This window comes from Suilimivivens aceti (assembly GCF_025567405.1).
GTDB lineage: Bacteria > Bacillota > Clostridia > Lachnospirales > Lachnospiraceae > Suilimivivens > Suilimivivens aceti.
On the sequence record NZ_JAOQKJ010000007.1, the window covers coordinates 96,478 to 119,430 of the forward strand.

Annotated in this window: 22 protein-coding genes; 20 read left to right on the forward strand and 2 right to left on the reverse strand. The window is 43.2% G+C overall.

The window, feature by feature from the left end:
- Nucleotides 1-42: 42 nt before the first annotated feature.
- The 6 genes from OCV77_RS09630 (at nt 43) to OCV77_RS09655 (ending at nt 3,594) form a co-directional block, all read left to right on the forward strand.
- Nucleotides 43-222 (forward strand): hypothetical protein, encoded by a 180-nt coding sequence (locus OCV77_RS09630; protein WP_262574855.1) that lies wholly within the window; start codon nt 43-45, stop codon nt 220-222.
- Nucleotides 223-306: 84 nt separating this feature from the next.
- Nucleotides 307-1,263, forward strand: coding sequence for a hypothetical protein (locus OCV77_RS09635; RefSeq protein ID WP_262574856.1), 957 nt, complete (start codon nt 307-309; stop codon nt 1,261-1,263).
- Between the two features lie 35 nt (nt 1,264-1,298).
- The gene (locus OCV77_RS09640; protein ID WP_262574858.1) at nt 1,299-1,874 is read left to right on the forward strand and encodes a nitroreductase family protein; all 576 of its coding nucleotides are present in this window, start codon (nt 1,299-1,301) and stop codon (nt 1,872-1,874) included.
- A 284-nt stretch (nt 1,875-2,158) separates the two neighbouring features.
- Complete coding sequence (locus OCV77_RS09645) at nt 2,159-2,776, forward strand: hypothetical protein (protein ID WP_262574859.1); 618 nt, start codon at nt 2,159-2,161, stop codon at nt 2,774-2,776.
- On the forward strand, nt 2,763-3,149 hold the full coding sequence (locus OCV77_RS09650) for a nucleotidyl transferase AbiEii/AbiGii toxin family protein (protein WP_262574861.1): 387 nt from the start codon (nt 2,763-2,765) through the stop codon (nt 3,147-3,149). The genes OCV77_RS09645 and OCV77_RS09650 overlap by 14 nt, the downstream gene beginning before the upstream one ends.
- 49 nt (nt 3,150-3,198) lie before the next feature.
- Complete coding sequence (locus tag OCV77_RS09655) at nt 3,199-3,594, forward strand: nucleotidyl transferase AbiEii/AbiGii toxin family protein (RefSeq protein WP_262574864.1); 396 nt, start codon at nt 3,199-3,201, stop codon at nt 3,592-3,594.
- Nucleotides 3,595-3,629: 35 nt separating this feature from the next.
- Here OCV77_RS09655 and ftsZ read toward each other — a convergent pair whose 3' ends face one another.
- Nucleotides 3,630-4,748 (reverse strand): cell division protein FtsZ, encoded by a 1,119-nt coding sequence (ftsZ, locus tag OCV77_RS09660; RefSeq protein ID WP_262574866.1) that lies wholly within the window; start codon nt 4,746-4,748, stop codon nt 3,630-3,632.
- A gap of 188 nt (nt 4,749-4,936) precedes the next feature.
- Here ftsZ and OCV77_RS09665 point away from each other — a divergent pair, with 188 nt between their 5' ends.
- The 4 genes from OCV77_RS09665 (at nt 4,937) to OCV77_RS09680 (ending at nt 8,807) form a co-directional block, all read left to right on the forward strand.
- The gene (locus OCV77_RS09665) at nt 4,937-5,323 is read left to right on the forward strand and encodes a helix-turn-helix domain-containing protein (RefSeq protein WP_262574867.1); all 387 of its coding nucleotides are present in this window, start codon (nt 4,937-4,939) and stop codon (nt 5,321-5,323) included.
- 15 nt (nt 5,324-5,338) lie between these two features.
- Entirely contained in the window at nt 5,339-5,767 is a 429-nt protein-coding gene (locus OCV77_RS09670; RefSeq protein ID WP_262574868.1) for an ImmA/IrrE family metallo-endopeptidase, read from the forward strand.
- 159 nt (nt 5,768-5,926) lie between these two features.
- The gene (locus OCV77_RS09675) at nt 5,927-7,510 is read left to right on the forward strand and encodes an McrB family protein (protein WP_262574870.1); all 1,584 of its coding nucleotides are present in this window, start codon (nt 5,927-5,929) and stop codon (nt 7,508-7,510) included.
- A complete protein-coding gene (locus tag OCV77_RS09680; protein WP_262574871.1) occupies nt 7,491-8,807 on the forward strand; it encodes an McrC family protein in 1,317 nt (438 codons plus the stop codon). Before OCV77_RS09675 ends, OCV77_RS09680 begins: the two co-directional genes overlap by 20 nt.
- A gap of 1,059 nt (nt 8,808-9,866) precedes the next feature.
- On the opposite strand, the gene OCV77_RS09685 is transcribed toward OCV77_RS09680, so the two are convergent.
- Nucleotides 9,867-11,222 carry an ATP-binding protein gene (locus OCV77_RS09685; protein WP_262574872.1) on the reverse strand — a complete coding sequence of 452 codons (1,356 nt, stop codon included), beginning with the start codon at nt 11,220-11,222 and terminating at the stop codon, nt 9,867-9,869.
- A gap of 367 nt (nt 11,223-11,589) precedes the next feature.
- Here OCV77_RS09685 and OCV77_RS09690 point away from each other — a divergent pair, with 367 nt between their 5' ends.
- From OCV77_RS09690 to OCV77_RS09735, 10 genes are all read left to right on the forward strand, one after another.
- Nucleotides 11,590-12,318 (forward strand): hypothetical protein, encoded by a 729-nt coding sequence (locus tag OCV77_RS09690; protein ID WP_262574874.1) that lies wholly within the window; start codon nt 11,590-11,592, stop codon nt 12,316-12,318.
- Between the two features lie 182 nt (nt 12,319-12,500).
- Nucleotides 12,501-14,237: an ABC transporter ATP-binding protein gene (locus tag OCV77_RS09695; protein WP_262574875.1), complete on the forward strand. Its 1,737-nt coding sequence runs from the start codon at nt 12,501-12,503 to the stop codon at nt 14,235-14,237.
- A complete protein-coding gene (locus OCV77_RS09700) occupies nt 14,234-15,910 on the forward strand; it encodes an ABC transporter ATP-binding protein (protein WP_262574878.1) in 1,677 nt (558 codons plus the stop codon). The genes OCV77_RS09695 and OCV77_RS09700 overlap by 4 nt, the downstream gene beginning before the upstream one ends.
- A 39-nt stretch (nt 15,911-15,949) precedes the next feature.
- Entirely contained in the window at nt 15,950-17,074 is a 1,125-nt protein-coding gene (locus tag OCV77_RS09705; RefSeq protein ID WP_262574880.1) for an SLC13 family permease, read from the forward strand.
- Nucleotides 17,075-17,130: 56 nt separating this feature from the next.
- A complete protein-coding gene (locus OCV77_RS09710; RefSeq protein WP_262574882.1) occupies nt 17,131-17,358 on the forward strand; it encodes a hypothetical protein in 228 nt (75 codons plus the stop codon).
- Nucleotides 17,359-18,396 (forward strand): helix-turn-helix transcriptional regulator, encoded by a 1,038-nt coding sequence (locus OCV77_RS09715; protein ID WP_262574886.1) that lies wholly within the window; start codon nt 17,359-17,361, stop codon nt 18,394-18,396.
- Nucleotides 18,359-19,465 (forward strand): ABC transporter ATP-binding protein, encoded by a 1,107-nt coding sequence (locus OCV77_RS09720; protein ID WP_262574887.1) that lies wholly within the window; start codon nt 18,359-18,361, stop codon nt 19,463-19,465. The genes OCV77_RS09715 and OCV77_RS09720 overlap by 38 nt, the downstream gene beginning before the upstream one ends.
- A complete protein-coding gene (locus tag OCV77_RS09725) occupies nt 19,465-20,355 on the forward strand; it encodes a carbohydrate ABC transporter permease (protein ID WP_262574888.1) in 891 nt (296 codons plus the stop codon). The genes OCV77_RS09720 and OCV77_RS09725 overlap by 1 nt, the downstream gene beginning before the upstream one ends.
- A gap of 11 nt (nt 20,356-20,366) precedes the next feature.
- Nucleotides 20,367-21,242, forward strand: coding sequence for a carbohydrate ABC transporter permease (locus tag OCV77_RS09730; protein ID WP_262574889.1), 876 nt, complete (start codon nt 20,367-20,369; stop codon nt 21,240-21,242).
- Nucleotides 21,239-22,885 (forward strand): ABC transporter substrate-binding protein, encoded by a 1,647-nt coding sequence (locus tag OCV77_RS09735; RefSeq protein ID WP_262574890.1) that lies wholly within the window; start codon nt 21,239-21,241, stop codon nt 22,883-22,885. The genes OCV77_RS09730 and OCV77_RS09735 overlap by 4 nt, the downstream gene beginning before the upstream one ends.
- The last annotated feature ends 68 nt before the right edge of the window (nt 22,886-22,953 follow it).

Here is a 22,953-nt window from a genome sequence, read left to right on the forward strand (position 1 = left end):
CCGGAGGTGGCAGAGAAGGAATTCATGCTAGCTGACTTTCCCATGACGAAGAATAAAGGGGAATTGAAAGCAGCATGGGAGAAGACCGCAGAGGAAATCTGCCGTCTGGCAGAGCAGCGGGGAACTGCAGCATGTAAAGAAAGTACTGAAAAAAGAGGCAGCATGCCGGGAGAAAAACGGCGAAGAGCTACAGGTGTATGCATTGGCAGACTGTGGCCTTGAAAATGAGATGGTGATGTGTGGTCTTGAAGAATGGCCGGAAAAATTACCATATCTGACGATTGTGATCGTGAAAGTGAGGAAAATATGAGAAAACAGAAATTAATGCTTGGAGCTATTCTTGTTGCTGCAGGCCTGCTAATGGGCTGTGCAGGGACAGCGAAGGGGAGTACAGAGGAAGATAGAGGGACAGCGGCTGTGGAGGAAGTACAGGCTGATGAAAATGGGAATGCTTCCACAGAAGAAGATACGATTTCAGAAGATGAGAATGGTCTGACTGCAGAGGCGCAGACAGAAGATGTGGAAAGCAGTGATCCAGGAAATAGCGGCGAAAATGAGCAGATGGATACATATGTGATCCTGCCGAATCCGTCTTTTTCCTATTATAGGTCGGATCGGGTGCAGGAACGGGAGCTTACCGCCATTGCTCTTATCAAGGAAAGTGAAGAGCCCAATGAGATCATTGATGAGGATAAGTGGTTTCAGGACAATGGATTGCAGAGACAGGGATTTCCCTATGAGGACGGGGAGTATCGTTATGAGGCCTTCAGAAATGAGGCAGATCAGCCAGCCATTTTTCTGACAGAGCTGGCTACCGGGAAAACAGTCACCTTTGATCTTAGGGAATATCAGTATAGCACAGAGTATGTGGAAGCGGATTATGATTTTATTGATCAGAATCTTTTTTATGCAGCAGTAAGGGATAACGTTCTTTATCTGGCAACAGGGCATTATACCTATGCGGAATCCTGTCCGCAGACGGCCTATATCACAGCAGTTGATCTGACAGACAACAGTGTACTTTGGAAAACGGAGCCGCTGACCTGCAATGCAAGAGGCTTTGCATTTGTAGATGATTATATCATCTGCGGATATGGATTTACGGCTGAAGACGATTATCTGAAGATTGTCCGCATAGATACTGGGGAAGTAGTACAGGAAATACCGGTAAAAACGGCGCCGGATTATATTATCAGGCAGGATTGGATTCTTTATGTAAGAACCTATGATACGAATTATACATTTATGATAGCTGTAGAATAAGCGGAATGTCAGCAGAAAGCATAGGAGGAAGAGAAATGTTCAGAGATTTAGTGAAAGCAAACAGAAGCTACAGAGGGTATGATGGGTCTTATCAGATTGACAGGGAGAAGCTGCTGTCTTACGTAGATCTGACCAGATATGCAGCTTCCAGCCTGAATATTCAGCCCTTGAAATATCACATTGCCTGCGAGAAGGAAGAGGTGGCAAAGATTCTCCCACTCACCAAATTTGCGGCAAGACTGGCTCATTTACACCTTCCCCATGAGGGAATGAACCCGACTGCATTCATTGTCATCTGTCAGGATAAAAATCTGGCACCGAATATTGCAAGCTTTCAGAGAGATGTGGGAATCGTGGCACAGACCATACTCCTTGCAGCAACTGAGGACGGGCTTGGCGGCTGTATGATCGGCAGCTTTTCCCTGGCAGAGCTCAAAAAGACACTGAATCTGCCGGAAAATCTGGAGCCTGTACTGGTAGTAGCGCTTGGTAGGCCGGCAGAAAAGATCGTACTGACGGACATGAAGGAAGATGGCGAGATAGGCTATTACAGAGATGAAAATGATGTGCATTATGTACCAAAGCGTGCGCTTAAGGATATTCTCTGCTAGAGAGTGAGTACACAAAGCATAGGGCTTCAGAGAGTATCAGCAGACATGCCTGCGAAACACGGTGTCCGTTTGGCGTGCCGATTGCGGAGAGAATGAAGAAAACAGCGGAGCTGTTTGGATGCTAAAAATATCAGGCAATGATAGATAATGCGATCCCCCTTGAGCAGATCAGGCAAAACCAGATCTGTTTAAGGGGGATTTTTTCTGGGAATAACCTTTGACAGAAGTTTATTTTGAAGTATAATAAAAGAGAAAAAATATATTTCAAATTTGTGAGGCGTGAAGTGCTATACGATTATATAGTAAATAATTATGACAAAGATGAACCGATTTTTCTGTCAGAGCTTCCGGGAAATTCCAGAGACTATGTACGACAGGAAATGAAGCAGTTGGCGGATGAAGGTAAAGTAGAGCGTTTGTATAATGGGGTCTATTATTTGTCCTATATGACGATCCTCGGAACAAAAGGAAGGGTTTCTGTAGATAAGCTGGTAGAGAAAAAATATATATCTTATCAGGGGAAAGTTTCCGGGTATATAACAGGAATACAGCTTGCTAATATGTATGGCTTTACCACTCAAAATCCGGCATGCATTGAAGTATGCTCCAATGAGGCTACTACAAAGCAGAGAAAACTTGATATTGATGGACGCAAGGTGATTGTATATAAGCCATTAGCAGAAATCAATAAAGAGAATAAATCAGCACTCCAGTTTCTGGATCTGATGTCTTCTATAGATAAATATAGTGAATTATCAGGAGAAGAGCTTGAAAAAAAACTAAAAGAGTTTGTAAGGGCTGTTAATGTTGATTTTATGAAGGTTAAGGAATATATTTCGTTATTTCCGGATCGGGTTTTCAGGAATATTTATCAGGGGGGATTAATGAGTGAACTGGTATAAAAATCATTCGAAGGAATGGAAAGAAATAATAGAGACAGTAGCTCGTGAAATTGGCAGAACAGAGTTGATGGTTGAAAAAGATACGGTACAATCAATGTTCTTGTCTGAACTGTCTAAGGCTGAATTGCCATTTGTATTTAAGGGAGGAACATCCCTGTCCAAGGCGTATAATATGATTGACAGGTTTTCAGAAGATATTGACCTGTCGATGAATAGAAAACCAACGGAGTCAGAAAGAAAAGCGTCGAAAGAATTAGTCATACAAATTGCAGAGTCTCTGGGGATGACACTTGGTAATCCTGATAAAATCAGATCAAGATATGATTATAACAAGTATGTCTTTAAATATATGTCTCTATTTGTAAGTCTGTGAGGAGAGAGGAATTGACTTACCAATTCCTTTCAAAGCTGCTAAAGTATATATGAATGTGCAGTCTATAAGACGAACATTTGTAGATAAAGTATTCGCAATCTGTGACTACAGAATTCAAAATATGCAGGATAGAGATTCAAGACATCTGTATGATATTTGCAAATTAGCAGCGCAGTTGAAGATGGACGAGGAGATGGATGCCTTGGTGGATAAAGTTCGTGAGGATCGAATGCTTTCCCCAAACAATCCGTCTGCGCAACTGGAGTATATTATTCCGGAGATGCTTAAGGAGATCATAGAGAGTAAGTTTTATGAATCGGATTATAAAAATGTTACTCAAAAACTTTTGTATGAAGATATTGATTATGACTATGCTGTGCAGAATGGAATTGCACTTGTAGCCCAATCAGATGTTTTTATATACAAGAAAGGTCATATAAAGTAGTATAAATTTATAATATGAACCCCTTCTGCTTTTTCTTATATGTTTTTTATAAAATCCGGCAAAATGATTGGTTTTAAAGGAACTGTAGGCTGCAGGGATTTGGGCGCAGTTGGCATATGAGGGAAACCTGATACATTGGGGCTGGATGGAGAGGGCACTTTGGAAACTGAACTCCCTGCTGGAGTGGAAGGCAGTTCAGAAGCTGGCAACCCGGTGGCAATGATAGTTACGGAGTTATTCATACCTGAACTGTCAGAATCAGTTACAGTTCCCCACATGATATCAGCATTATTTCCGGCAATTTCACGGACGTAGCCGATTGCAGTATTAAGTTCCTGCAGATTTAATCCGGCACTGCAGTTGATCAGAATATGTGTGGCTCCTTTTACACTGGTTTCTAAAAAAGGGGAATTTAAAGCTTCTTTCATAGTATCTATAATAGCCGATTTTTCTGCCATGGCACTGATCCCAATATAACCAATTCCCTTATTCCCGAGAATAGTCTTCAGATCATTAAAATCCAAATTAACCAGACCGCAGTTATGAATAATATTTGTGATTGCATTTATGGTATCCTTTAGTACGCTATCAGCCAGTAGAAAGGCATTTTCAACAGTCAGGTTTTTATCTGTGACTGAAACTAATTTATCATTTGGAATGATAAACAGAGTATCAACATATTCCTTGAGCTTTTCAATTCCGCTTATGGCAGTTTTCATTTTCTTTGTTCCTTCAAAAGAAAAAGGTTTAGTAACTACAGCAACGGTTAAAATATTCAGTTCATGGCATAGTTTTGCGATTACAGGGATAGCACCTGTTCCTGTACCGCCACCCATACCGGCAGTAAGAATAACCATATTGCAATCAGCTAAAAGAGATTTGATGGCCTCTTCACTTTCTTCGGCAGAGGCACAGCCGATTTCAGGGTTCCCACCAGCACCATATCCTCCGGTTAATTTGGGACCAATCGTTAATGTTCGTGAAGCTTTTGATAAATTAAGAACCATCTGATCTGTATTTATGGAGATGTATTCCAGAGTGTGCGGGGAAGTATTCATATCTACCATGCGATTTACAGCATTATTTCCACCACCGCCAATACCAATAACCAGAATTTTGGGCATTGTGGATGGAACATCTTTTAATTCTATCATTGTGACCTCCTGTTCTCCTTGAAGCATAAATGCAAAACATAAAATGCATTTATGCGAATTTCTGAGATTAGTTATACTATGATGGTTAGTATAATGTCAATAGAAAAAAGCAAAAATGCGAAAAAATATTGCAAAAATGCAAAAACGAATGTAAAATAAAACAAAAAGGGATAGTGGAAGGAAACAGCATGAAACTTGGAGAACGTATAAAAAACAGAAGAAAGGAACTGGGTATTTCTGTAGACTATGTGGCGAAGGAATTAGGCGTATCTGTTTCAACTGTGTATCGCTATGAAGATTCAAGCATTGAGAAGATTCCGGTTAATGTATTTGAAAAGTTGTGTGGCATCTTGCAAACGACACCAGCAAGACTTATGGGAAATGAAGAAAAAACAGGGATATCTTTGCCGGAGAATTTCAGTACGGCGCAGGAAGCAATGGAATTTATTTTAAAGATGCCAACGTTGGCTGCATATGGAGGATATGATCTGAAAAAGCTGGATGAAAAAAAGTTGGTTGAGTTTGCCAATGAGATTCTGCAACAGTTACGATTGGTAAGTTATAAGTATAAATAGGAGCAGAGGGGAAAGATGCGAACAAAAGAAGATATTATACGGTATGCCAGAGAATTGCGTTGTGAATATAATACCAGGGATCCATATATTCTTGCGAGGCACTATGGAATCAGGGTAGGTGACGATTTGAAACTGGGTATATCGAAAAAGGCATACACAATAAAGATGGACAATTATCCAACAATGATTATGATCAATAATGTGTATGATATGAGATCAAAAATAGTTTTATGCGCACACGAACTTGGGCATGCACTGTTGCATGACAGTGGTATCAGTAATTTTGCGATCACAGAAAAGAATGCTTTTACAAATGATGAATACGAGGCAAATCTGTTTGCAGTCAGTCTGCTGTTTGACGATAAGGACTTTAATATTCCGATTACACAAATGTCCAATTATATTTTAAAGAGTATTCTGGATTACAATATTGAAGTGAAATAATAAAACAGGCATTGAGATTATAATTTGTTTTATATTTTGTGAAGCGTTGGAGAAAGTGCTTTTGATTTGGGCGACAGAGTTGGTTTATGTATAGATAGAAGATAAAAAAGCAAAAGAGTATATTTCCAGATACATATAAAGAAATTGGAGGAGATAAGTATGGCAATTCCTGAAATCACTAGGCAGAATATTATAGATGCCATGAAATATATTGAAGAAAATGGAGTTCCTAGTCATAGGGGAATTATGGAATATGAACTGGTGACTGAGGACGGAGTTCATTATCCACCCAAATATGTAGTAAAGGTAGCGATTAATATTGCATATGGAATTGATGTGGAAAATTATAATGCTGAGGAGGCAAGAAATTGCCTGCAAAAACTTGGGTTTCAGATTAAAAATAAAAAGCAAGAAAAGGAGAGAAAAGTGGCTGTACAAAAAGAATTGGCGCAACAATATAAAGGGTACAGAAATCAATATTCATCTATGCTGATTGAATCCAAGAATATTATTTTTCACGGAGCACCAGGAACCGGGAAATCCTTTTTAGCAAAGGCGATTGCAGCGGATATCATTAGTAATGGTGAGACTGATAACTATACACAGCTTACGGATGAACAATGCAAACAGGTGGAATTTGTTCAATTTCATCCAAGTTATGATTATACGGATTTTGTTGAAGGGTTACGACCAAAGGTAAATGCTGATGGCACGATGGGGTTTGAATTACAGGATGGTGTCTTCAAGAAATTTGTTGATAAGGCGCAAAAGAACTATGAAAATTCTCAGAAGTCAAGGGAGTTGATAGAAAAGGAACTATCCATACAGGAATCGATGATAGAGTTCTTTTCTAATATTGAATTAGGCGTAAGTGCTTTTCGGACGATTAATGGGAACGAGTTTAACATCACAAGTGTAGATGACAAGCATGTCAATATTTCAATTCCTGGTAATGCTACAGTTAACAAGCTTTGCCTAAATATTGATGAAATTCGAAGAATGCTTGGATCTGGTATAAAATTTGAAAGGCTTAAAGATGTTACTGCTTTCTTTGGAAAGACGTTTGCAATTCAAGCTTATTCCTACGATTTTGCTATTTATAAAGCAATTAAAGCGCAAAAGAGTTTTACACCGCAGGCAAGTGCATCACAGGAAGAATTAAAAAAGTATATCTTTATCATAGATGAAATCAATCGTGGAGAGATATCGAAAATTTTTGGTGAATTGTTTTTTGCTATTGACCCGGGGTATCGGGGCAGAGCCGGTGAAGTGTCAACTCAGTATGCAAATTTACATTCAGATCCGAATGAAAAATTCTATATCCCCGAAAACGTATATATTATTGGTACCATGAATGATATTGATCGTTCTGTAGACAGTTTTGATTTTGCCATGCGCAGAAGATTTCGTTTTGTAGAGTTGAAAGCAGATGAGCAGTTGGAGATGTTGGATTCTTTGAAAAATGACGAAATGAAGTCGGAGGCTGTTCAACGTATGAAGGCATTGAATAGAGAGATTGCAGATGTTGAAGATCTAAATGAAAATTATCAAATAGGAGCAGCGTATTTTCTCAAGTTAAAAATCCTGAATTATGATCAACTCTGGACAGATCATCTGGAACCATTATTACGGGAGTACATTCGAGGAATGTATGATGAAGAGGGCATTATGACCAGATTCGCAAGGGCTTATGGCTATAAAAGACCAATTGAGGATGAGGAGAATGAAAGTACTCAGGGTTAAGGACAATTCAGTAAACAAGAAAGAGTCGTTCGAAGAAATTTCAAAACTTGTATGTAAAATTGCAGATAAAACACTTGAACAGGTTGGAAATGAAGGAATATTTATATTTCCAGAAAGTATTGGAAATGCTGAAGACATTACAGAAGAGCAGATGATACTGCAAAGTACGAATAACTCTTATCGTACTGGAAATGTAATGGGGTTTCTTGGCTTTGGTGATGAGCGTCTTATTATTGAATCTCGTTTTGGACAAGAAGGCAATGATTACTTTATGGAATACCTTCTTGCCAGAGTACTTGATATACCTAATCTCGTGGATATGAAATCAGAAGCTGATCAGGATCAGAAACTGTTTAACTTTTTCCTTTTCTTATTTCCGTATTATTTAAAGGCAGCTATGCGTAAGGGGGTATTTAAGTCGTATATTTGCTGTAAATACAATGATGGGAATGTAAAGGGAAGCATAGATATTGCAAGGCATATTGCTCGAAACACACCTTTTACAGGAAATATAGCTTATAGTAAGCGGGAGTTTTCTTATGATAATGATGTTATGGAGCTGATACGCCATACAATAGAGTTTATTAAGAGAAAGCCCTATGGTAATAATTTGCTTGCCAAGGTTAAAGATGATGTAAAGCTTGTTGTAGATGCAACATCCAAGTTTGAACCTTATGATAGACAACGCATCATAGAATCTAATAAAAAAAGCCCTATCAGACATGCGTATTTCAGAGAATATCTGATGTTGCAACGTCTGTGTTTATTGATTCTACAACACAGAGAACATCAAGTTGGAACAGGAATGAGACAAATATACGGTATATTATTTGATGGAGCGTGGTTGTGGGAAGAATACATAAATACACTCATTGAAAACGCATTTTATCATCCAATGAATAAAGGTGGAAAAGGTGCACAGTGGCTTTTCGCTGGAAACTATGGCTTGATTTATCCAGATTTTATTAGCAAGGATAGTCAAAAAAGAATAATAGCTGATGCAAAATATAAGCCTGTTGATAATATTGGAAATAAGGACTATCTTCAAATGCTGGCTTATATGTTTCGTTTTGAAGCCAGATCTGGGTATTATATTTATCCGGAAGCAGAGAATTCAGAGGATTTGTTCCTATACCTGAATAAAGGATTAACGTATGAGAAGAATGTTGCACGTAGAGAAGATGTTAATATTATCAAGAGGGGATTGAAAATACCATCTGCCGCTGAAGATTATGAAGAATTTTTGATAATGATGCATAGAAGTGAAGGGGAATTTATTACCAGACTGGGAAGGTAATCATTGTTGAGTTTAGATATAGTGGGGCTGACTTTGTGGGATATTTGACCTTGGTGACTTTGGACTTTAGCATATGAAGTAATAGCAGAAAATATCGAGTTATGTAATGTTCAAGGGAAAACGAAAATAGCCGCCATTACTCGCAATAATGACGGCTGTTGTTAAATAACTGTTATAATTGAGGGTAAGCCGCTGCTCTGGTTTTCCCTTTTATGGTTTCAATATAACATAGTGATATTTCTTTTTCAAGGCATAACACTGGAAAAAGAGCAATTATTATGAAGAAAACAAAAGTAATATGATCAAAATTTAATTGAAAACTATTTTGCGTAATGATAATATAAACACATGGGAAACCAGAGAGCCAGGCGGCTTGCCCTCTTTGTGGAGGGGCAACCCTCCAGACGAAAGAAAGGAGGGAGATGCCAATGTATGTTACATACTCTGATTTAATTCAGATAGGAATATTCATTTGCACCCTTGTAGGATTGTGTTACATGATTTTCAAGGGAAAACGAAAATAGCCGCCATTACTTGCGATAATGACGGCTAAACACTAAAAAGTTTAGTTGAAATTTTCAAGGGTAAGCCGCTGCTCTGGTTTTCCCTTTTATGATTTCAATATAACATAGTGATATATCTTTTTCAAGGCATACCATCGGAAAAAGAGCAATTATTATGAAGAAAGCAAAAGTAATATGGTCAAAATTTAATTGAAAATTATTTTGTGTAATGATAATATAAACACATGGGAAACCAGAGAGCCAGGCGGCTTACCCTCTTTGCGGAGGGGCTGACCCTCCAGACGAAAGAAAGGAGGGAGATGCCAATGTATGTTACATACTCTGATTTAATTCAGATAGGAATATTCATTTGCACCCTTGTAGGATTGTGTTACATGATTTTCAAGGGAAAACGAAAATAGCCGCCATTACTGCAATAATGACGGCTGTTACAAAAACAGATACTTAATTATTGGGGTAAGCCGCTGCTCTGGTTTTCCCTTTTTATGATTTCAATATAGCATAATAATGTTACTCTTTCAAGTGCTATTTCCATTCATTGAAGAGCACTCAGATCCAGACGAAAAATGAAATCCTGATCAGGAATCTGCGGTTTCAAAAATCCGGCGAGGTAAATCGGACAGTAGAAAATCTTATTATCCACGGAAATGTTTTCATTACAAAATACGATGGCCTGTGAAATGGCATAATGTTCATTGGATAATACAGCAGAAAGAGCATGGTGTCTGGTATAGTCTTTGCCGGATTTTACTTCAATGGGAAGTATATTGCCCTGATATTCAATGACAAAGTCAAGTTCGCCCTCTTTTTTGCTGTTAAAATAATAAAGCTCAAAACCATGCGAGTGCAGCTCCTGTGCTACAGCGTTTTCATAGATTGCACCAAAATTAACGTCAGCTTCATTGTTTAAAATCCGAAGCTGCAGCCCATTAGCATACATGGCAGCCAGTAGTCCCACATCTTCCAGAAAAAGCTTAAAAAGATTGGTTGCTTTGGATAAAAGAAGCGGAAGTACAGGTTCCTGCACGCAGAAGACAGGAAGTGCCGCGCCTGCTTCCCGCAGCCAGATGAAACTGTGCTTATAGCGGGAAAATTTGAAGTTTTCATTGAGATTTTTTAAAATAAATCGTTTGTTTTTGCTGTTCAGTTCACTGGGAATGAGATTGAAAATATCCTCCAGATACAGTTTTTCTTCCGGATCATATTTGGCAATATCTTTCTTATAAAGCTGCAGAATACCCTGCTGTATCTGATAGACTTCACGAAGGTTATTGGTATCAAGGTAGCGCTGTACAACAGCAGGCATACCGCCGACAATTAAGTATAGACGAAACAATTCCATCATTTTGGTATGGATCATGGAGTCTATTGATTCCCTGTTTTCAAAACAATTCTGCAAATGGGTGAGAACCTGATCGGAAATCTTATTTGCCCGGCAAAATTCCATAAAATTTAAAGGAAACATTTCGAAAACGGTCATATAGCCAACCGGCACAGAACGGATATCCTTTAATTCAACACCAAGAAGGGAACCGCTCAGAATATAGCGGTAGCTGCCTTCGTCCACCAGAAACTTGATGGCAGTAACAATTTCCTTGCATTCCTGAACTTCATCAAAGAAAATGAGGGTTTCCCCCTTTTTCATGGGAATGTCAGTTAATGCGGAAAGGCGCAGAAGAATATCACGGCTGTCTCTGGCATTTTCAAACAGAGTAACAGCTTGTGGAGTCTCGATAAAGTTGATTTCGATCACATAGGGAAAGTGCTTTTTAGCGTAGTTTCGGATAGAAAAAGTCTTACCGACCTGACGGGCACCGGTAATCAGGAGAGCTTCTCTGGGATTGTGAGAGAAAAAATCCTCTATTTGCTGATCCATGTCTCTGTATATCATAAAAACCTCCAAAAACACTTTCTTTACTAATAGTATGTCACTGATTGTCCGCTTATGCAACAGATTTTTTTCTGATTTGTCCGTTTTCCCAACGAAAATATTAAGAAATTGTCCGCTTTTCCGGTTTGATAGTACTAATATTTTTTCATAACTCTCCGATATCTATAAAGAAGGAATCCAATATTGTTCACGGATGAGAAGTAAGCTACGGATGGCTGACCTGCAGAAGCGGTTGCCCATCCGTTTTTATGTCGCTTAAAGCGACCGCCGCAGGAGAAGAATCCTGCAAGCAGGATTCTTTCCTGCGTTGCCACGCAAGTACAGAAATCATAACAGGGCAGAACGTTATCACAGAGAAGGAGGACAAATGGCAGTTTCAGGAATTGGTACAGCATACAACATACTGTACGACTATCAGAGCAGAACACAGGGGACAGAGCAGGAAAACAAGCAGAGTGAGCGTTTTTCAGATGCACTCTCTGCGGATGGAAAGACAGTACCCTATGGAGCCATGGCAAAGGATGGAATCATAGAATACAAGGGTGTCATTTTTACCTGCGATTATGAAAATAACAGGATTTGCCTCGGAGATGTTTCCGACAAGAATAAGTGTATCAATATTGCACTTTCCGGTGGTGGAAGTCTTGTGGTAAACCGGGAAAATCTGGGGGATCTTTCGCGTGCCATTGGCATGTTTTCACCGGAAGATGTCAATCTGATCCTGCGTGCGCTGGCAAGGGATAAACAGATCCAGAAAATGCAGCATGAGATCGATGACATGGAAAATGGAGAAGAGGCGCAGCAGGTCATCCGGGAAAAGATGCAGGAAATCTATAAAAAGGTGACAAAGGGAGAAACAGAAGAGAAATTCCAGATCGGCGGACAGTCTTACAGCAAGAAAGAGTGGGAGAAGCTGCTGGAGGAATTTGATGATGCACAGGATGAGGTAAAAGAGGAGCAGGAAGAGCGGCTGGAAAAGCTACTGGAAGAGGAGAAGAAAAAGAAACTTCTTGAAAAACAGCAGGCTGCTGAAGAGGAGGAAGAAGACGAACTGGAGAAACACATAGAAAAGCTGTTTGAGGACAGGACAGAGTAAGCTTTGATATTAGTTTCAGACGGTCAGATTCGGTTTCATCAGATTCAGGTTCTGAAACAGATTGTTAGGCAGAGAAAAAGGATGTACTATCATTAGAAGATGGAAGTATATCCTTTTTATATTGGCTGATCCAGAAAAGAACATTATGGAGGCGGAAAGCGAGCAGGAGGATGCAAAATAGTATGCAGAAAAAAGAAAAAGGAATCGGGCAGCCTGACCGGATCCTGTCGTATTTCAAAGCGCAGTGGCCTGTGCTGCTTATTGTCACCCTGACGGGGCTGATCTACAATATAGGACTTCTTGCCGGCCCGTGGTTTGAAGGAAAAATGGCGGGCTGCCTTGTTGATGTGCTTGGGAAAAGGGCAGGTTTTTCTGATATGCTGGCGCTTGTTATCAGCTATGTGGTTACGATTGCGGTGGTGCAGATCGCCAGATATTGTAAGCGCTTTTATGTGCGGCGCTTTGCCAACAATGTAAACCGGCAGATGAAGGAGATCCTGTACAGCAGTCTGGTGCAGAAAAGCCAGACGGAGCTTGAGGAGGAAGGAGCCGGCAATGTGATGACCAAAGCGATCCTGGATGTGGATGACTGCGTGGAGGGAATGCGGAAGTTTACCACGGAGATTTTTGACACAGGAGTTGCGCTGATCGCCTATGCGGGAATGCTGCTTTTCTATGACTGGCGGCTGGCACTGCTTTGTATGCTGTTTCCACCTATCTCCTACATAGTGGCAGAGAAGATGAAAGGGGTCGTGCAGAGAACAGGAGCCATTTATAAGGAAAAATCCGGAGCATTAAGTGCAGCGACACTGGACCGGGCTTTAAATGCGATCACCTACCGGGTTTATGGATGTGAAGAAGAGCGGAAAGCAGCTTATGAAAGGGAGCTTTCTTCTTATGAGAAGGCTGCTGTGAAAGCCAATATCTGGAGCAGCACACTGCCGCCGGTTTACCGGGTCATTTCCATGGCAGGCGTATTGTTTATCCTGTATTTTGGCAGCAGGAATGCACTGGGGACCGGCTGGAAAGTTTTTGATGTAGCAGCGTTTACTACATTTCTTTCCTGCTTTACCAGGCTGTCAGTGAAATCCTCCAGTGCGGCGAAGCTGTTCAATGCCGTGCATAAGGCACAGGTGTCCTGGAGGCGGATCAAACCACTGATGAAGGCAACACCATTTCCGGAGACAAAAGAGGAAGCGGCCGGGGAACTGGTACTTTCCCATGTCAGCTTTTCTTACCCTGGCGGAGGTACGATTTACAGGGATGTGAGCCTGCAGGCAGAGCCGGGAGAGATCATAGGCGTTACCGGGCCGGTGGGCTGTGGAAAGTCCACCTTTGGCAAAACCTTTCTGTGCGAATATCCCTATGAAGGAAGCATTACTTTTGGCGGCAGAGAGCTGCAGGAACTGACAGATTCAGAGCGCAGCGGCAGTATCGGGTATCTGGGGCATGATCCGGAACTGTTTGATGATACGATAAGAAACAACATCCTTCTTGGAAAAGACGAGGATCCGGGTCCGCTCCTGAAAGCGGTATGCCTTTACCAGGAAGTGGAGGAAATGGAGCAGGGCATGGACACCGTAGTGGGAAATGGCGGCATCCGGCTTTCCGGCGGGCAGGCAAAGCGCCTTGCACTTGCCAGAACGCTCTGCTATAAGAGGCCGGTTCTGGTGCTGGACGATCCTTTTTCAGCGCTGGATAAAGAGACAGAAAAGCAGGTATTTGCGAGTCTGAAAAAGCTGGCGGCAGACAGCATCGTGATCCTTTTGTCCCACAGACTGTATCTGTTTCCGCAGATGGATCAGGTGATCTTTATGGAAAAGGGACGGGTTATCACTGGCAGTCATGAAAGTGTCCTGAAGAACTGCCCTGAATACAGGAAACTGTATGGGGAGCAGGAAGGAGGGGCGGACAGATGAAAAACAGAAAAAGTGTCAGCAGCATCATCTGGCGGACCATAAAGAAAAAGAGCTTTCTTTCGGCAGGGATTGTATTTGCTGTGGTAGCCTCTGTCGTGACAGCCCTGCTGCCGCCGCTGATCCTTGGTAAGGTGATCGATATGATAACGGCAGGTCAGGAGCCAGCTTTTATCCTGATTCTTTCGTATTTTGGGCTGACAGCCCTGACCGGTTTTTCTGAAAGCTTCAGGGAAGGACTTCTGACAGTATTTGGACAGAAAATCACCCATGCCCTGCGCAGCAGCCTGATGGACAAATACACTCATCTGACGGCCGATTCCCTGACGGGACAGGAACCGGGTGCTGTAGTATCCCGGTTTGTAGGGGATGTGGACGTGGTGGAAAAGCTGTTTACCTCCGGGATCATCAGTATGTTTGCTGATGCCTTCAGGATCATCAGTATTCTTGTAGTGATCTGGGTGAAAAACAGGGGACTTGCCATTGTACTTGCTGTGATTCTGCCATTCCTGTTCTGGTTTACCAGAAGGGTTCAGAAAAGTATGCTTGCTGCAAAGGTGGAGAACAGAAGGGCAGTTGGACGGGCTTCCGGCTGCGTGCCGGAAACGTTACATAATATCAGGACGATCCACTGTCTGCAGAAAGAGAAATATATGACAGAGCGTTATGACCGGTATATCGGGGAAAGCTACCGGGCGGTGGAGCGGTCCAATTTCTGTGATGCCATTTATTCGCCGGTGATCCTGATCCTGAATGCAGTCGTAGTGGCAGTTGTCATGCTTTTGTCGGCATCTGGGAATGCACAGGTGCTGATGCTCTTTGGAATGAGTGCCGGTACAGCGGTAGCAGTGATCAATTATATTTCCCAGATCTTTGGACCGGTGGAAAGTCTTGGCATGGAGATCCAGACGATCCAGTCAGCAATAGCTGGTGTGCACAGGATCAATGAATTCCTGGGACTGGAGGAAAAGGAAGAGGTGACCGGTCGGCAGGAAGCGTTGAAGCAGAGTCAGGCGGCTGTCCGGGAAGAGGATGCAGAACAGGATGAAATTATTGCAGAATTTCAGCATGTCACCTTCGGTTACCGGGAGCAGGACATTCTGCAGGATTTCAGTTTCCAGATCAGAAAAGGAGAGCAGATCACACTGGCCGGCAGAACCGGAGCAGGGAAAAGTACGATCTTCAAGCTGCTGCTCGGACTGTATGAGCCAAAGAAGGGCAGTGTATTGATAAATGGCAGAAGAGCCGGAACAGTGGGAGAAAAGGAGAAAAGGAAGCTGTTTGGCTATGTAGAGCAGACCTTCCATCAGGTTCCAGGTACGGTAAGAGACCAGATCACTTTGTTTGATCCTGCGATCACGCCGGAAATGGCAGAGGAGGCAGCCAGGCTGGCAGGACTTCATGAAACGGTTATGGCACTGGAAAAAGGCTATGACATGCCCTGCATGGATGGAATTTTTTCAGAGGGACAGTGGCAGCTTCTGTCGATTGCAAGGGCAGTGGCGGCAGGGCCGAAGATCCTTCTGCTGGATGAGATCACGGCAAATCTGGATGCACAGACAGAAAAAGAAGTATTACGAGCACTGCAGAGAGCAGCAGATGGAAGAACGGTGATCTCCATTTCCCACAGGATAAATGCCAGAACCGGAAGAGTGATCACCGTGAGAATGCTATAAACAAAGTATATTCTATGTATTACAGAAGAGGTAAAAAGCATGAAAAAGATAATATCCTTTATGAAAAAAGAAACCGTGCTGACTATCGCCACACTGCTGGCGGTAGTGTCGGCATTTTTTGTTAAGCCGGACAGGCAGTATATCGGCTATATCGATTTCAGGACACTGGGTATCCTGTTTGGCCTGATGGTGATCATGCAGGGATTTCAGCGGACGGGATTGTTTGACCGGATTGGAAAAAGCCTGCTGCAGAAGACGGGAAAGCTCTGGCAGCTGATCCTTGTGCTTGTCATGCTGTGCTTCTTTTTCAGCATGCTGATCACCAATGATGTATCACTGCTTACCTTTGTACCCTTCAGTATCCTGGTTCTGAAAAAGTGTGGACAGGAACAGGCGATGATCCCGACAGTGATCCTACAGACAGTGGCAGCTAATCTTGGCAGTATGCTGACACCGATCGGAAATCCACAGAATTTGTATCTGTACGGGCTTATGGACTGTAGTATTCCGGAATTTATGGGGATCTTGTTACCTTACACTGTGATGACATTTGTTCTTCTTCTGCTCTCCCTGTTATGTATCAGGGGAAAAGGACAGGAGATTTCCTGCAGGATGGAAGAGGGGACGGAGATAAAGCAGAGCAGGAAACACCGGAATCTGATCTATGGGCTGTTGTTTCTGCTTGCGCTGCTTGTGGTAGCCAGGATCCTTCCATATGGTGTCCTTGTGACAGCTGTGTTTTTGTACACGATCATTTTTGACAGAGAGGCTCTGAAAGGAGCGGATTATGCTCTGCTGGTTACCTTTGTCAGCTTTTTTATATTGATCGGGAATCTTGGCAGGATCAGCCTGATCCGGGAAGCACTGGAGCGTTTTGTGAGTGGACGGGAGATCCTGACAGGGGTTCTGGCAAGCCAGGTGATCAGCAATGTACCGGCAGCAGTACTTCTTTCCGGTTTTACAGAAAATTACAGAGATTTGCTGGTCGGGGTGAATCTTGGTGGTCTTGGTACCCTGATCGCATCTATGGCCAGCCTGATCTCTTTTAAGCTTTATACAAAGTGTTATAAGGAAAACAGGGGCAGATATCTCAGATGGTTTACGCTTGTGAATATCATTTATCTGTTTCTTCTGTTGACAGCAGCTCTTTACTTGTACCGATAGACGAAATATTGTATAATACACCGAAAAGAATGAAATCAGGAACGGAAGAGAATACGATGGATTTTGGCAATATGATGAAGCTCATGGGAGCATGGAACACCTTTAAAAGAAATCATCCGAAATTCCCGGCCTTCTGCAGGGCAGTGCATGCAAAGGGACTTAGGGAAGACAGCGTGGTGGAGATCATTGTGACGACACCGGAAGGTGAGAGGATCGAGACAAGCCTTAAGGTAAAGGCTGAGGATCTGGAGCTGATCCGGAATCTGACAGGCATGGTATCGTAGATGGCAGAGAGAATGAACCAGAAGCTGAAGATCCTTTATCTGATGAAGATTCTTCTCGAAAAGACGGATGAAACACACAGTATCACCGTACAGGAGATGATCACAGCGCTGGCCTCCTATGGGATCACGGCGGAGAGGAAAAGTCTTTACAGTGATCTGGAGAGTCTGCGTACCTATGGTCTTGATGTGATCGGTGTGCAGGAAAACCGGAATTATTATTATCATGTGGGAAACCGGCAGTTTGAACTGGCAGAATTAAAGCTTCTGGTAGATTCTGTGCAGTCAGCCAGATTTATTACGGCCCGTAAGTCAGCAGAGCTGATCCATAAGATCGAAGGACTGGCAAGCCAGTATGAGGCTTCCAAGCTGAACCGTCAGGTCTATGTGACGGAACGGGTCAAGACTATGAACGAAAGCATTTATTATAATGTAGACAGTATCCACACTGCGATCAGCGAGAATGCACAGATCCGCTTCCAGTATTTTAACTGGAATGTGGATAAAGAGATGCTTCTTCGCCGGAACGGTGGATATTATGAGATCAGCCCCTGGGCGCTGACCTGGAATGACGAGAATTACTACCTGGTAGGCTATGACAGCAGTGAAACGAAGATCAAGCATTTCCGGGTAGACAAGATGCTTCATATTGAAATGCTTCCGGAGAAACGGGAGGGCAGGGAAGTTTTTCAGGAATTTGATATGGCGGTCTATGAACGGAAGATGTTTGGTATGTTTGACGGCAGGGAAGAGAACGTGAAGCTGCTCTGTGATAATGCCATGGCAGGGATCGTGATCGACCGCTTTGGAAAAAACGTTCCCTTTCTGAAAAAGGACGCAGAGCATTTCACGATGAATGTGAAGGTAGCGGTGAGCAGGCAGTTCTTTTCCTGGGTCATGGGTCTTGGAAGCGGCATACAGATCATCGGTCCTGTATGGGTCGTGGATGAAATGAAGGAAGAAATACGTAGATTATCGAAGCAGTATTTACAGGAGAATCAGCATGAAAGTGGTATTACAGGATCTGACAAAAAAATTTAAGAGCCGGGATAAAAAGGGAAAGGGTGAAGTGGTTGCGGTAGATCATTTTACCTTTGAAATACCGGACGGGGAACTGGTAGGGCTCCTTGGTCCTTCCGGCTGTGGCAAGAGCACCACCCTTTTTATGATCTGCGGGCTGCAGAAGCCCACAGAAGGAAGGATCTTTTTTGGAGAAGATGATGTGACGGAGCTGCCGCCGGAGAATCGTGGTGTGGGTGTAGTATTTCAGAATTATGCACTGTATCCGCATCTGAGCGTGCTGCAGAATATCACCTTTCCACTGGAGAATCTGAAGGGTAAGGATAAGCTGACAAAGGATGAGATGAAAGAGAAGGCCATGGAAGCGGCAAGGCTTGTACAGATCGAGAAGCTGGTGGACAGAAAGCCAGGTGAGCTTTCCGGTGGTCAGCAGCAGAGAGTTGCCATCGCAAGGGCTCTTGTAAAGATGCCAAGGGTTCTTCTTCTGGATGAGCCGCTGTCCAATCTGGATGCAAGACTCCGCCTGCAGACAAGGGAGGAGATCCGCAGAATCCAGAAGGAAACAGGAATTACCACAGTGTTTGTCACTCACGATCAGGAAGAGGCTATGAGCATTTCGGACAGGATCGTTGTTATGAAAGAGGGAGTGATCCAGCAGACAGGAAGGCCTCAGGAGGTCTATGAGAACCCGGTGAATCTGTTTGTGGCAAGGTTCCTTGGAACACCACAGATCAATCTGTTTGAAGGCCGCGTGGAGAAGGGACAGCTTCTGATCGGAGAGGAAGCTGTGCTTTCTGTCAGAGGGGTGGAGGATCAGCCGGTTACTGTGGGAATCCGTCCGGAAGGCTTTCTCCTGAGGGAGGATGGTCCCTTGTCACTTGACCTTGTACGTGTAGAGGTGATGGGAAGAGATATCAGTGTGGTCTCTACAAGTGCGGTGTCCATAAATCCCACGGTGCGATCTATTATTGATGCAGAAATGCGGCTGCAGGTGAAGGAAAAGAAGGTGTGCTTCGCCCTTCGTCCTTCAAAGGTGCTGCTGTTCCATAAGGAAACAGAAGAGAGGATCTATCCGGAGGAAGCTGAGTGATGGAAAATAAAAATGGAAAAGCGTTTCTATATCTGCTGCCGGCGATTCTGTTCCTTGGCTGCTTTATGGTATATCCGCTGATCGATGTATTTGTGTATTCTATGGAGGAGGGATACAATTTTGCCTCCCAGACCTATTTTTCTATTGGAACCTATAATTTTTCCTATGTACTTCACGATCCCTATTTTCTGCAGGCAGTGAAGAATACCCTTCTGATGGTTGTGATCACGGTACCCATTTCTACAGGGATCGCTCTGCTGATCTCACTGGCGCTCAGCTCTATCGGACCGCTGCAGAAGCTGTTCCAGACTATCTATTTCCTGCCGTATGTGACGAATACACTGGCAGTTGGTCTGGTATTCATGATTTTGTTTAAAAAGACAGCCTATACAGATGGACTTGTGAACCTGATCCTGAAATGGTTTGGTGCTTCTGTGGTGGATTTCATTGACGGGCCTTACTGGGCGAAGATGTTTGTGCTGTGCTTTTATATCATCTGGGTAGTCATGCCGTTCAAGATCCTGCTGCTGACAAGTGCGCTGGCATCTGTAGACCGGAATTATTACAATGCCGCAAGAGTAGATGGGACGTCTTCTTTCCGGATCTTTTATAAGATCACACTTCCCATGATCTCACCCACCTGCTTTTATCTGATCATCACAGGCTTTATCGGAGCCTTCAAGGAATACAGTGATGCGGTGGCACTGTTTGGGACTGACCTGAATGCAGCGGAGATGAATACCATTGTAGGCTACGTGTATGACATGCTGTATGGGGACAGCGGTGGATATCCGTCCTATGCATCGGCAGCGGCGATCCTGCTGTTTGTCATTATCCTTACGATCACCTGCATTAATCTCATGGTAAGCAAAAAGCACGTATATTATTAAGGAAAAAGAGCATGGAACCTAATACAGATTATGAAGTAATTGAAAAAAGGGCAAGGAACAGGAAACGGCTGTCACAAACGATCCTGTATATCCTGCTGACGATATGGGCAGTACTGGTATGCTTTCCTTTTTACTGGATGCTGCTGACCTCCGTAAAAGGGTACGGAGAATATAATTCCGAATATATCCCAAGGTTTTTTACCCTGTCACCTACGCTGAAGAATTATGCGGATGCCTTTACCAGTGTGCCGCTTGGCAGATATCTGCTGAATACGCTGATCTTTACAGTGATCACGACAGCGCTGATGCTGGTGGTTATTACGCTGGCAGCCTACGCCTTTGCCAGACTGGAATTTAAGGGAAAGAATCTGATCTTTACACTGTTTCTTTCTCTGATGATGATCCCGAATGAGCTGGTGATCATCACGAACTTTGCTACGGTCACAAGCTTAAATCTGAGAAATACCTTTGCAGGTCTGATCCTGCCGTCGGTAACCAGTGTGTTCTACATATATTTGTTGAAGGAAAATTTTGCGCAGGTACCGGATTCTCTTTATTATGCGGCCAAGGTGGACGGAACCTCTGACCTGAAATATCTGTGGAGGGTCATGATCCCCATCTGCAGACCAACGCTGGTCACAGTAGGGATCCTGAAGGTGATCGAATGCTGGAACTCCTATGTATGGCCAAGGCTGATCACAGACAATGAAAGGTATTATCTGGTGTCAAATGGTATTCAGGAGATCCGTGAGAACGGCTTTGGAAGAGAAAATATACCGGCCATGATGGCAGCAGTAGTGATCATATCATTGCCATTGATCGTACTGTTTCTGATTTTCCGGGAAAAGATCATGAGTGGGGTATCCCAGGGAGGAACCAAGGGATGAGAGCATGGAAGAACCGGCTGCAGAGAGGCCGGGAAGACCGAAAAAGAAAACTGGCAGCAGTGTCTGCCGGAGTGGCCTGTGCAGTACTTTTTCTGACAGGCTGCCATGGATCAAAGGGGCTTTCAGCCTTTGCTGTTCCGGAAAGCTTTGATGAAGCAAGGAACTATGAGATCACCTTCTGGGCTAAAAATGATACCAATAAAACCCAGACAGCCATTTATCAGAAGGCCATTACGGACTTTGAAGGGATATATCCGAATATCCGGGTAAACTTACGGCTTTATACGAATTACGGTGATATTTATAATGATGTGATTACGAATATTTCCACAGGAACCACACCGAATGTCTGCATCACCTATCCGGATCATATCGCCACCTATCTGACAGGTACAAATGTGGTGGTACCGTTAGATGATCTGTTTGCAGATGCTTCCTATGGACTTGGGGGAGATCAGGTAAGGTTTGATTCTGTGAAGGAAGAGGAGATCGTTCCACAGTTCCTGAAGGAATGCAGCTTTGATGATCATTATTATGCACTTCCTTACATGCGCTCCACAGAAGCCTGCTATGTGAATAAAACCTATGTGGAAAAGCTGGGCTACACGCTGCCGGAAACATTGACCTGGGATTTTATATGGGAGGTTTCCGAAGCGGCCATGGAAAAGGATGCAGACGGAAATTTCAAGGTAAATGGACAGAATGTCATGATCCCGTTCCTGTATAAGTCCACAGACAATATGATGATCCAGATGCTGTATCAGAAGGGTGCAGGCTATTCGGATGAAGCAGGGAATATTGAGATATTCAATGATACTACGGCAGAGCTGCTGAAGACAATTGCAGGGCATGCTGAAACCAAGGCATTTTCTACCTTTAAGATTTCCAGCTATCCCGCCAATTTCCTGAATGCCGGACAGTGTATTTTCGCTGTGGACTCCACAGCAGGGGCAACCTGGATGGGAACGGATGCACCGCTTTGCGATATCAGTGAGGATAAGCTGGTTTCTTTTGAAACAGAGGTAATGATGGTGCCCCAGTTTGATCCCGGGAACCCTAAGATGATCTCCCAGGGACCGTCTGTCTGTATTTTTAACAAGGCAGATCCGCAGGAGGTGCTGGCTTCCTGGCTGTTTACCCAGTATCTTCTGTCAGATGAGGTGCAGACAGCCTATGCAGAAACGGAAGGGTATCTTCCGGTAACTACTAGGGCACAGCAGTCGGAAGAATATCAGGATTATCTTGCCAGGATCGGAGAGGACAATAATGTCCATTATGAAGTAAAGATCAAAGCGTCAGAGCTGCTGATGGCACATCTTGATGATACCTTTGTGACACCGGTATTCAACGGATCGGCTTCCCTGCGTGACGGGGCAGGCCAGCTTATAGAGAGTACGGTAAAGTCGGTAAGAAGGGGAGAAACGGTGGATGATGCCTATATCAGTAAGCTGTACAGTGATGTGACCTCCCTGTACAGGCTGAAGAGGGGAAGTACAGCGACCGGTGAGAAGGAGGAGCTTGGTCCGCTTCCTGTGACAGCGAAGCTTCTTCTGGGAAGCCTGATCACAGTATGGGTGATTCTGCTGCTTATCTTCAGTCTGCAAATAATTAAAAAATACAGGGAAAATCACAAAAAAGATTGATTTATAGTTAAAATTTCATTACAATGACAGAGGATTGAAGCCCGCTGATGATAAAATTTCTTATGAGG

Bases quoted from the DNA above. Each gene is read 5' to 3' on its own strand.
- OCV77_RS09715 (WP_262574886.1), top strand. From the start codon at position 17,359: ATGGCAGAGAGAATGAACCAGAAGCTGAAGATCCTTTATCTGATGAAG.
- OCV77_RS09640 (WP_262574858.1), top strand. From the start codon at position 1,299: ATGTTCAGAGATTTAGTGAAAGCAAACAGAAGCTACAGAGGGTATGAT.
- OCV77_RS09725 (WP_262574888.1), top strand. From the start codon at position 19,465: ATGGAAAATAAAAATGGAAAAGCGTTTCTATATCTGCTGCCGGCGATT.
- OCV77_RS09690 (WP_262574874.1), top strand. From the start codon at position 11,590: ATGGCAGTTTCAGGAATTGGTACAGCATACAACATACTGTACGACTAT.
- ftsZ (WP_262574866.1), bottom strand. From the start codon at position 4,748: ATGATAGAATTAAAAGATGTTCCATCCACAATGCCCAAAATTCTGGTT.
- OCV77_RS09695 (WP_262574875.1), top strand. From the start codon at position 12,501: ATGCAGAAAAAAGAAAAAGGAATCGGGCAGCCTGACCGGATCCTGTCG.
- OCV77_RS09735 (WP_262574890.1), top strand. From the start codon at position 21,239: ATGAGAGCATGGAAGAACCGGCTGCAGAGAGGCCGGGAAGACCGAAAA.
- OCV77_RS09705 (WP_262574880.1), top strand. From the start codon at position 15,950: ATGAAAAAGATAATATCCTTTATGAAAAAAGAAACCGTGCTGACTATC.
- OCV77_RS09685 (WP_262574872.1), bottom strand. From the start codon at position 11,222: ATGATATACAGAGACATGGATCAGCAAATAGAGGATTTTTTCTCTCAC.
- OCV77_RS09675 (WP_262574870.1), top strand. From the start codon at position 5,927: ATGGCAATTCCTGAAATCACTAGGCAGAATATTATAGATGCCATGAAA.
- OCV77_RS09680 (WP_262574871.1), top strand. From the start codon at position 7,491: ATGAAAGTACTCAGGGTTAAGGACAATTCAGTAAACAAGAAAGAGTCG.
- OCV77_RS09700 (WP_262574878.1), top strand. From the start codon at position 14,234: ATGAAAAACAGAAAAAGTGTCAGCAGCATCATCTGGCGGACCATAAAG.
- OCV77_RS09635 (WP_262574856.1), top strand. From the start codon at position 307: ATGAGAAAACAGAAATTAATGCTTGGAGCTATTCTTGTTGCTGCAGGC.
- OCV77_RS09710 (WP_262574882.1), top strand. From the start codon at position 17,131: ATGGATTTTGGCAATATGATGAAGCTCATGGGAGCATGGAACACCTTT.
- OCV77_RS09655 (WP_262574864.1), top strand. From the start codon at position 3,199: ATGAATGTGCAGTCTATAAGACGAACATTTGTAGATAAAGTATTCGCA.
- OCV77_RS09670 (WP_262574868.1), top strand. From the start codon at position 5,339: ATGCGAACAAAAGAAGATATTATACGGTATGCCAGAGAATTGCGTTGT.
- OCV77_RS09730 (WP_262574889.1), top strand. From the start codon at position 20,367: ATGGAACCTAATACAGATTATGAAGTAATTGAAAAAAGGGCAAGGAAC.
- OCV77_RS09665 (WP_262574867.1), top strand. From the start codon at position 4,937: ATGAAACTTGGAGAACGTATAAAAAACAGAAGAAAGGAACTGGGTATT.
- OCV77_RS09630 (WP_262574855.1), top strand. From the start codon at position 43: ATGACGAAGAATAAAGGGGAATTGAAAGCAGCATGGGAGAAGACCGCA.
- OCV77_RS09720 (WP_262574887.1), top strand. From the start codon at position 18,359: ATGAAAGTGGTATTACAGGATCTGACAAAAAAATTTAAGAGCCGGGAT.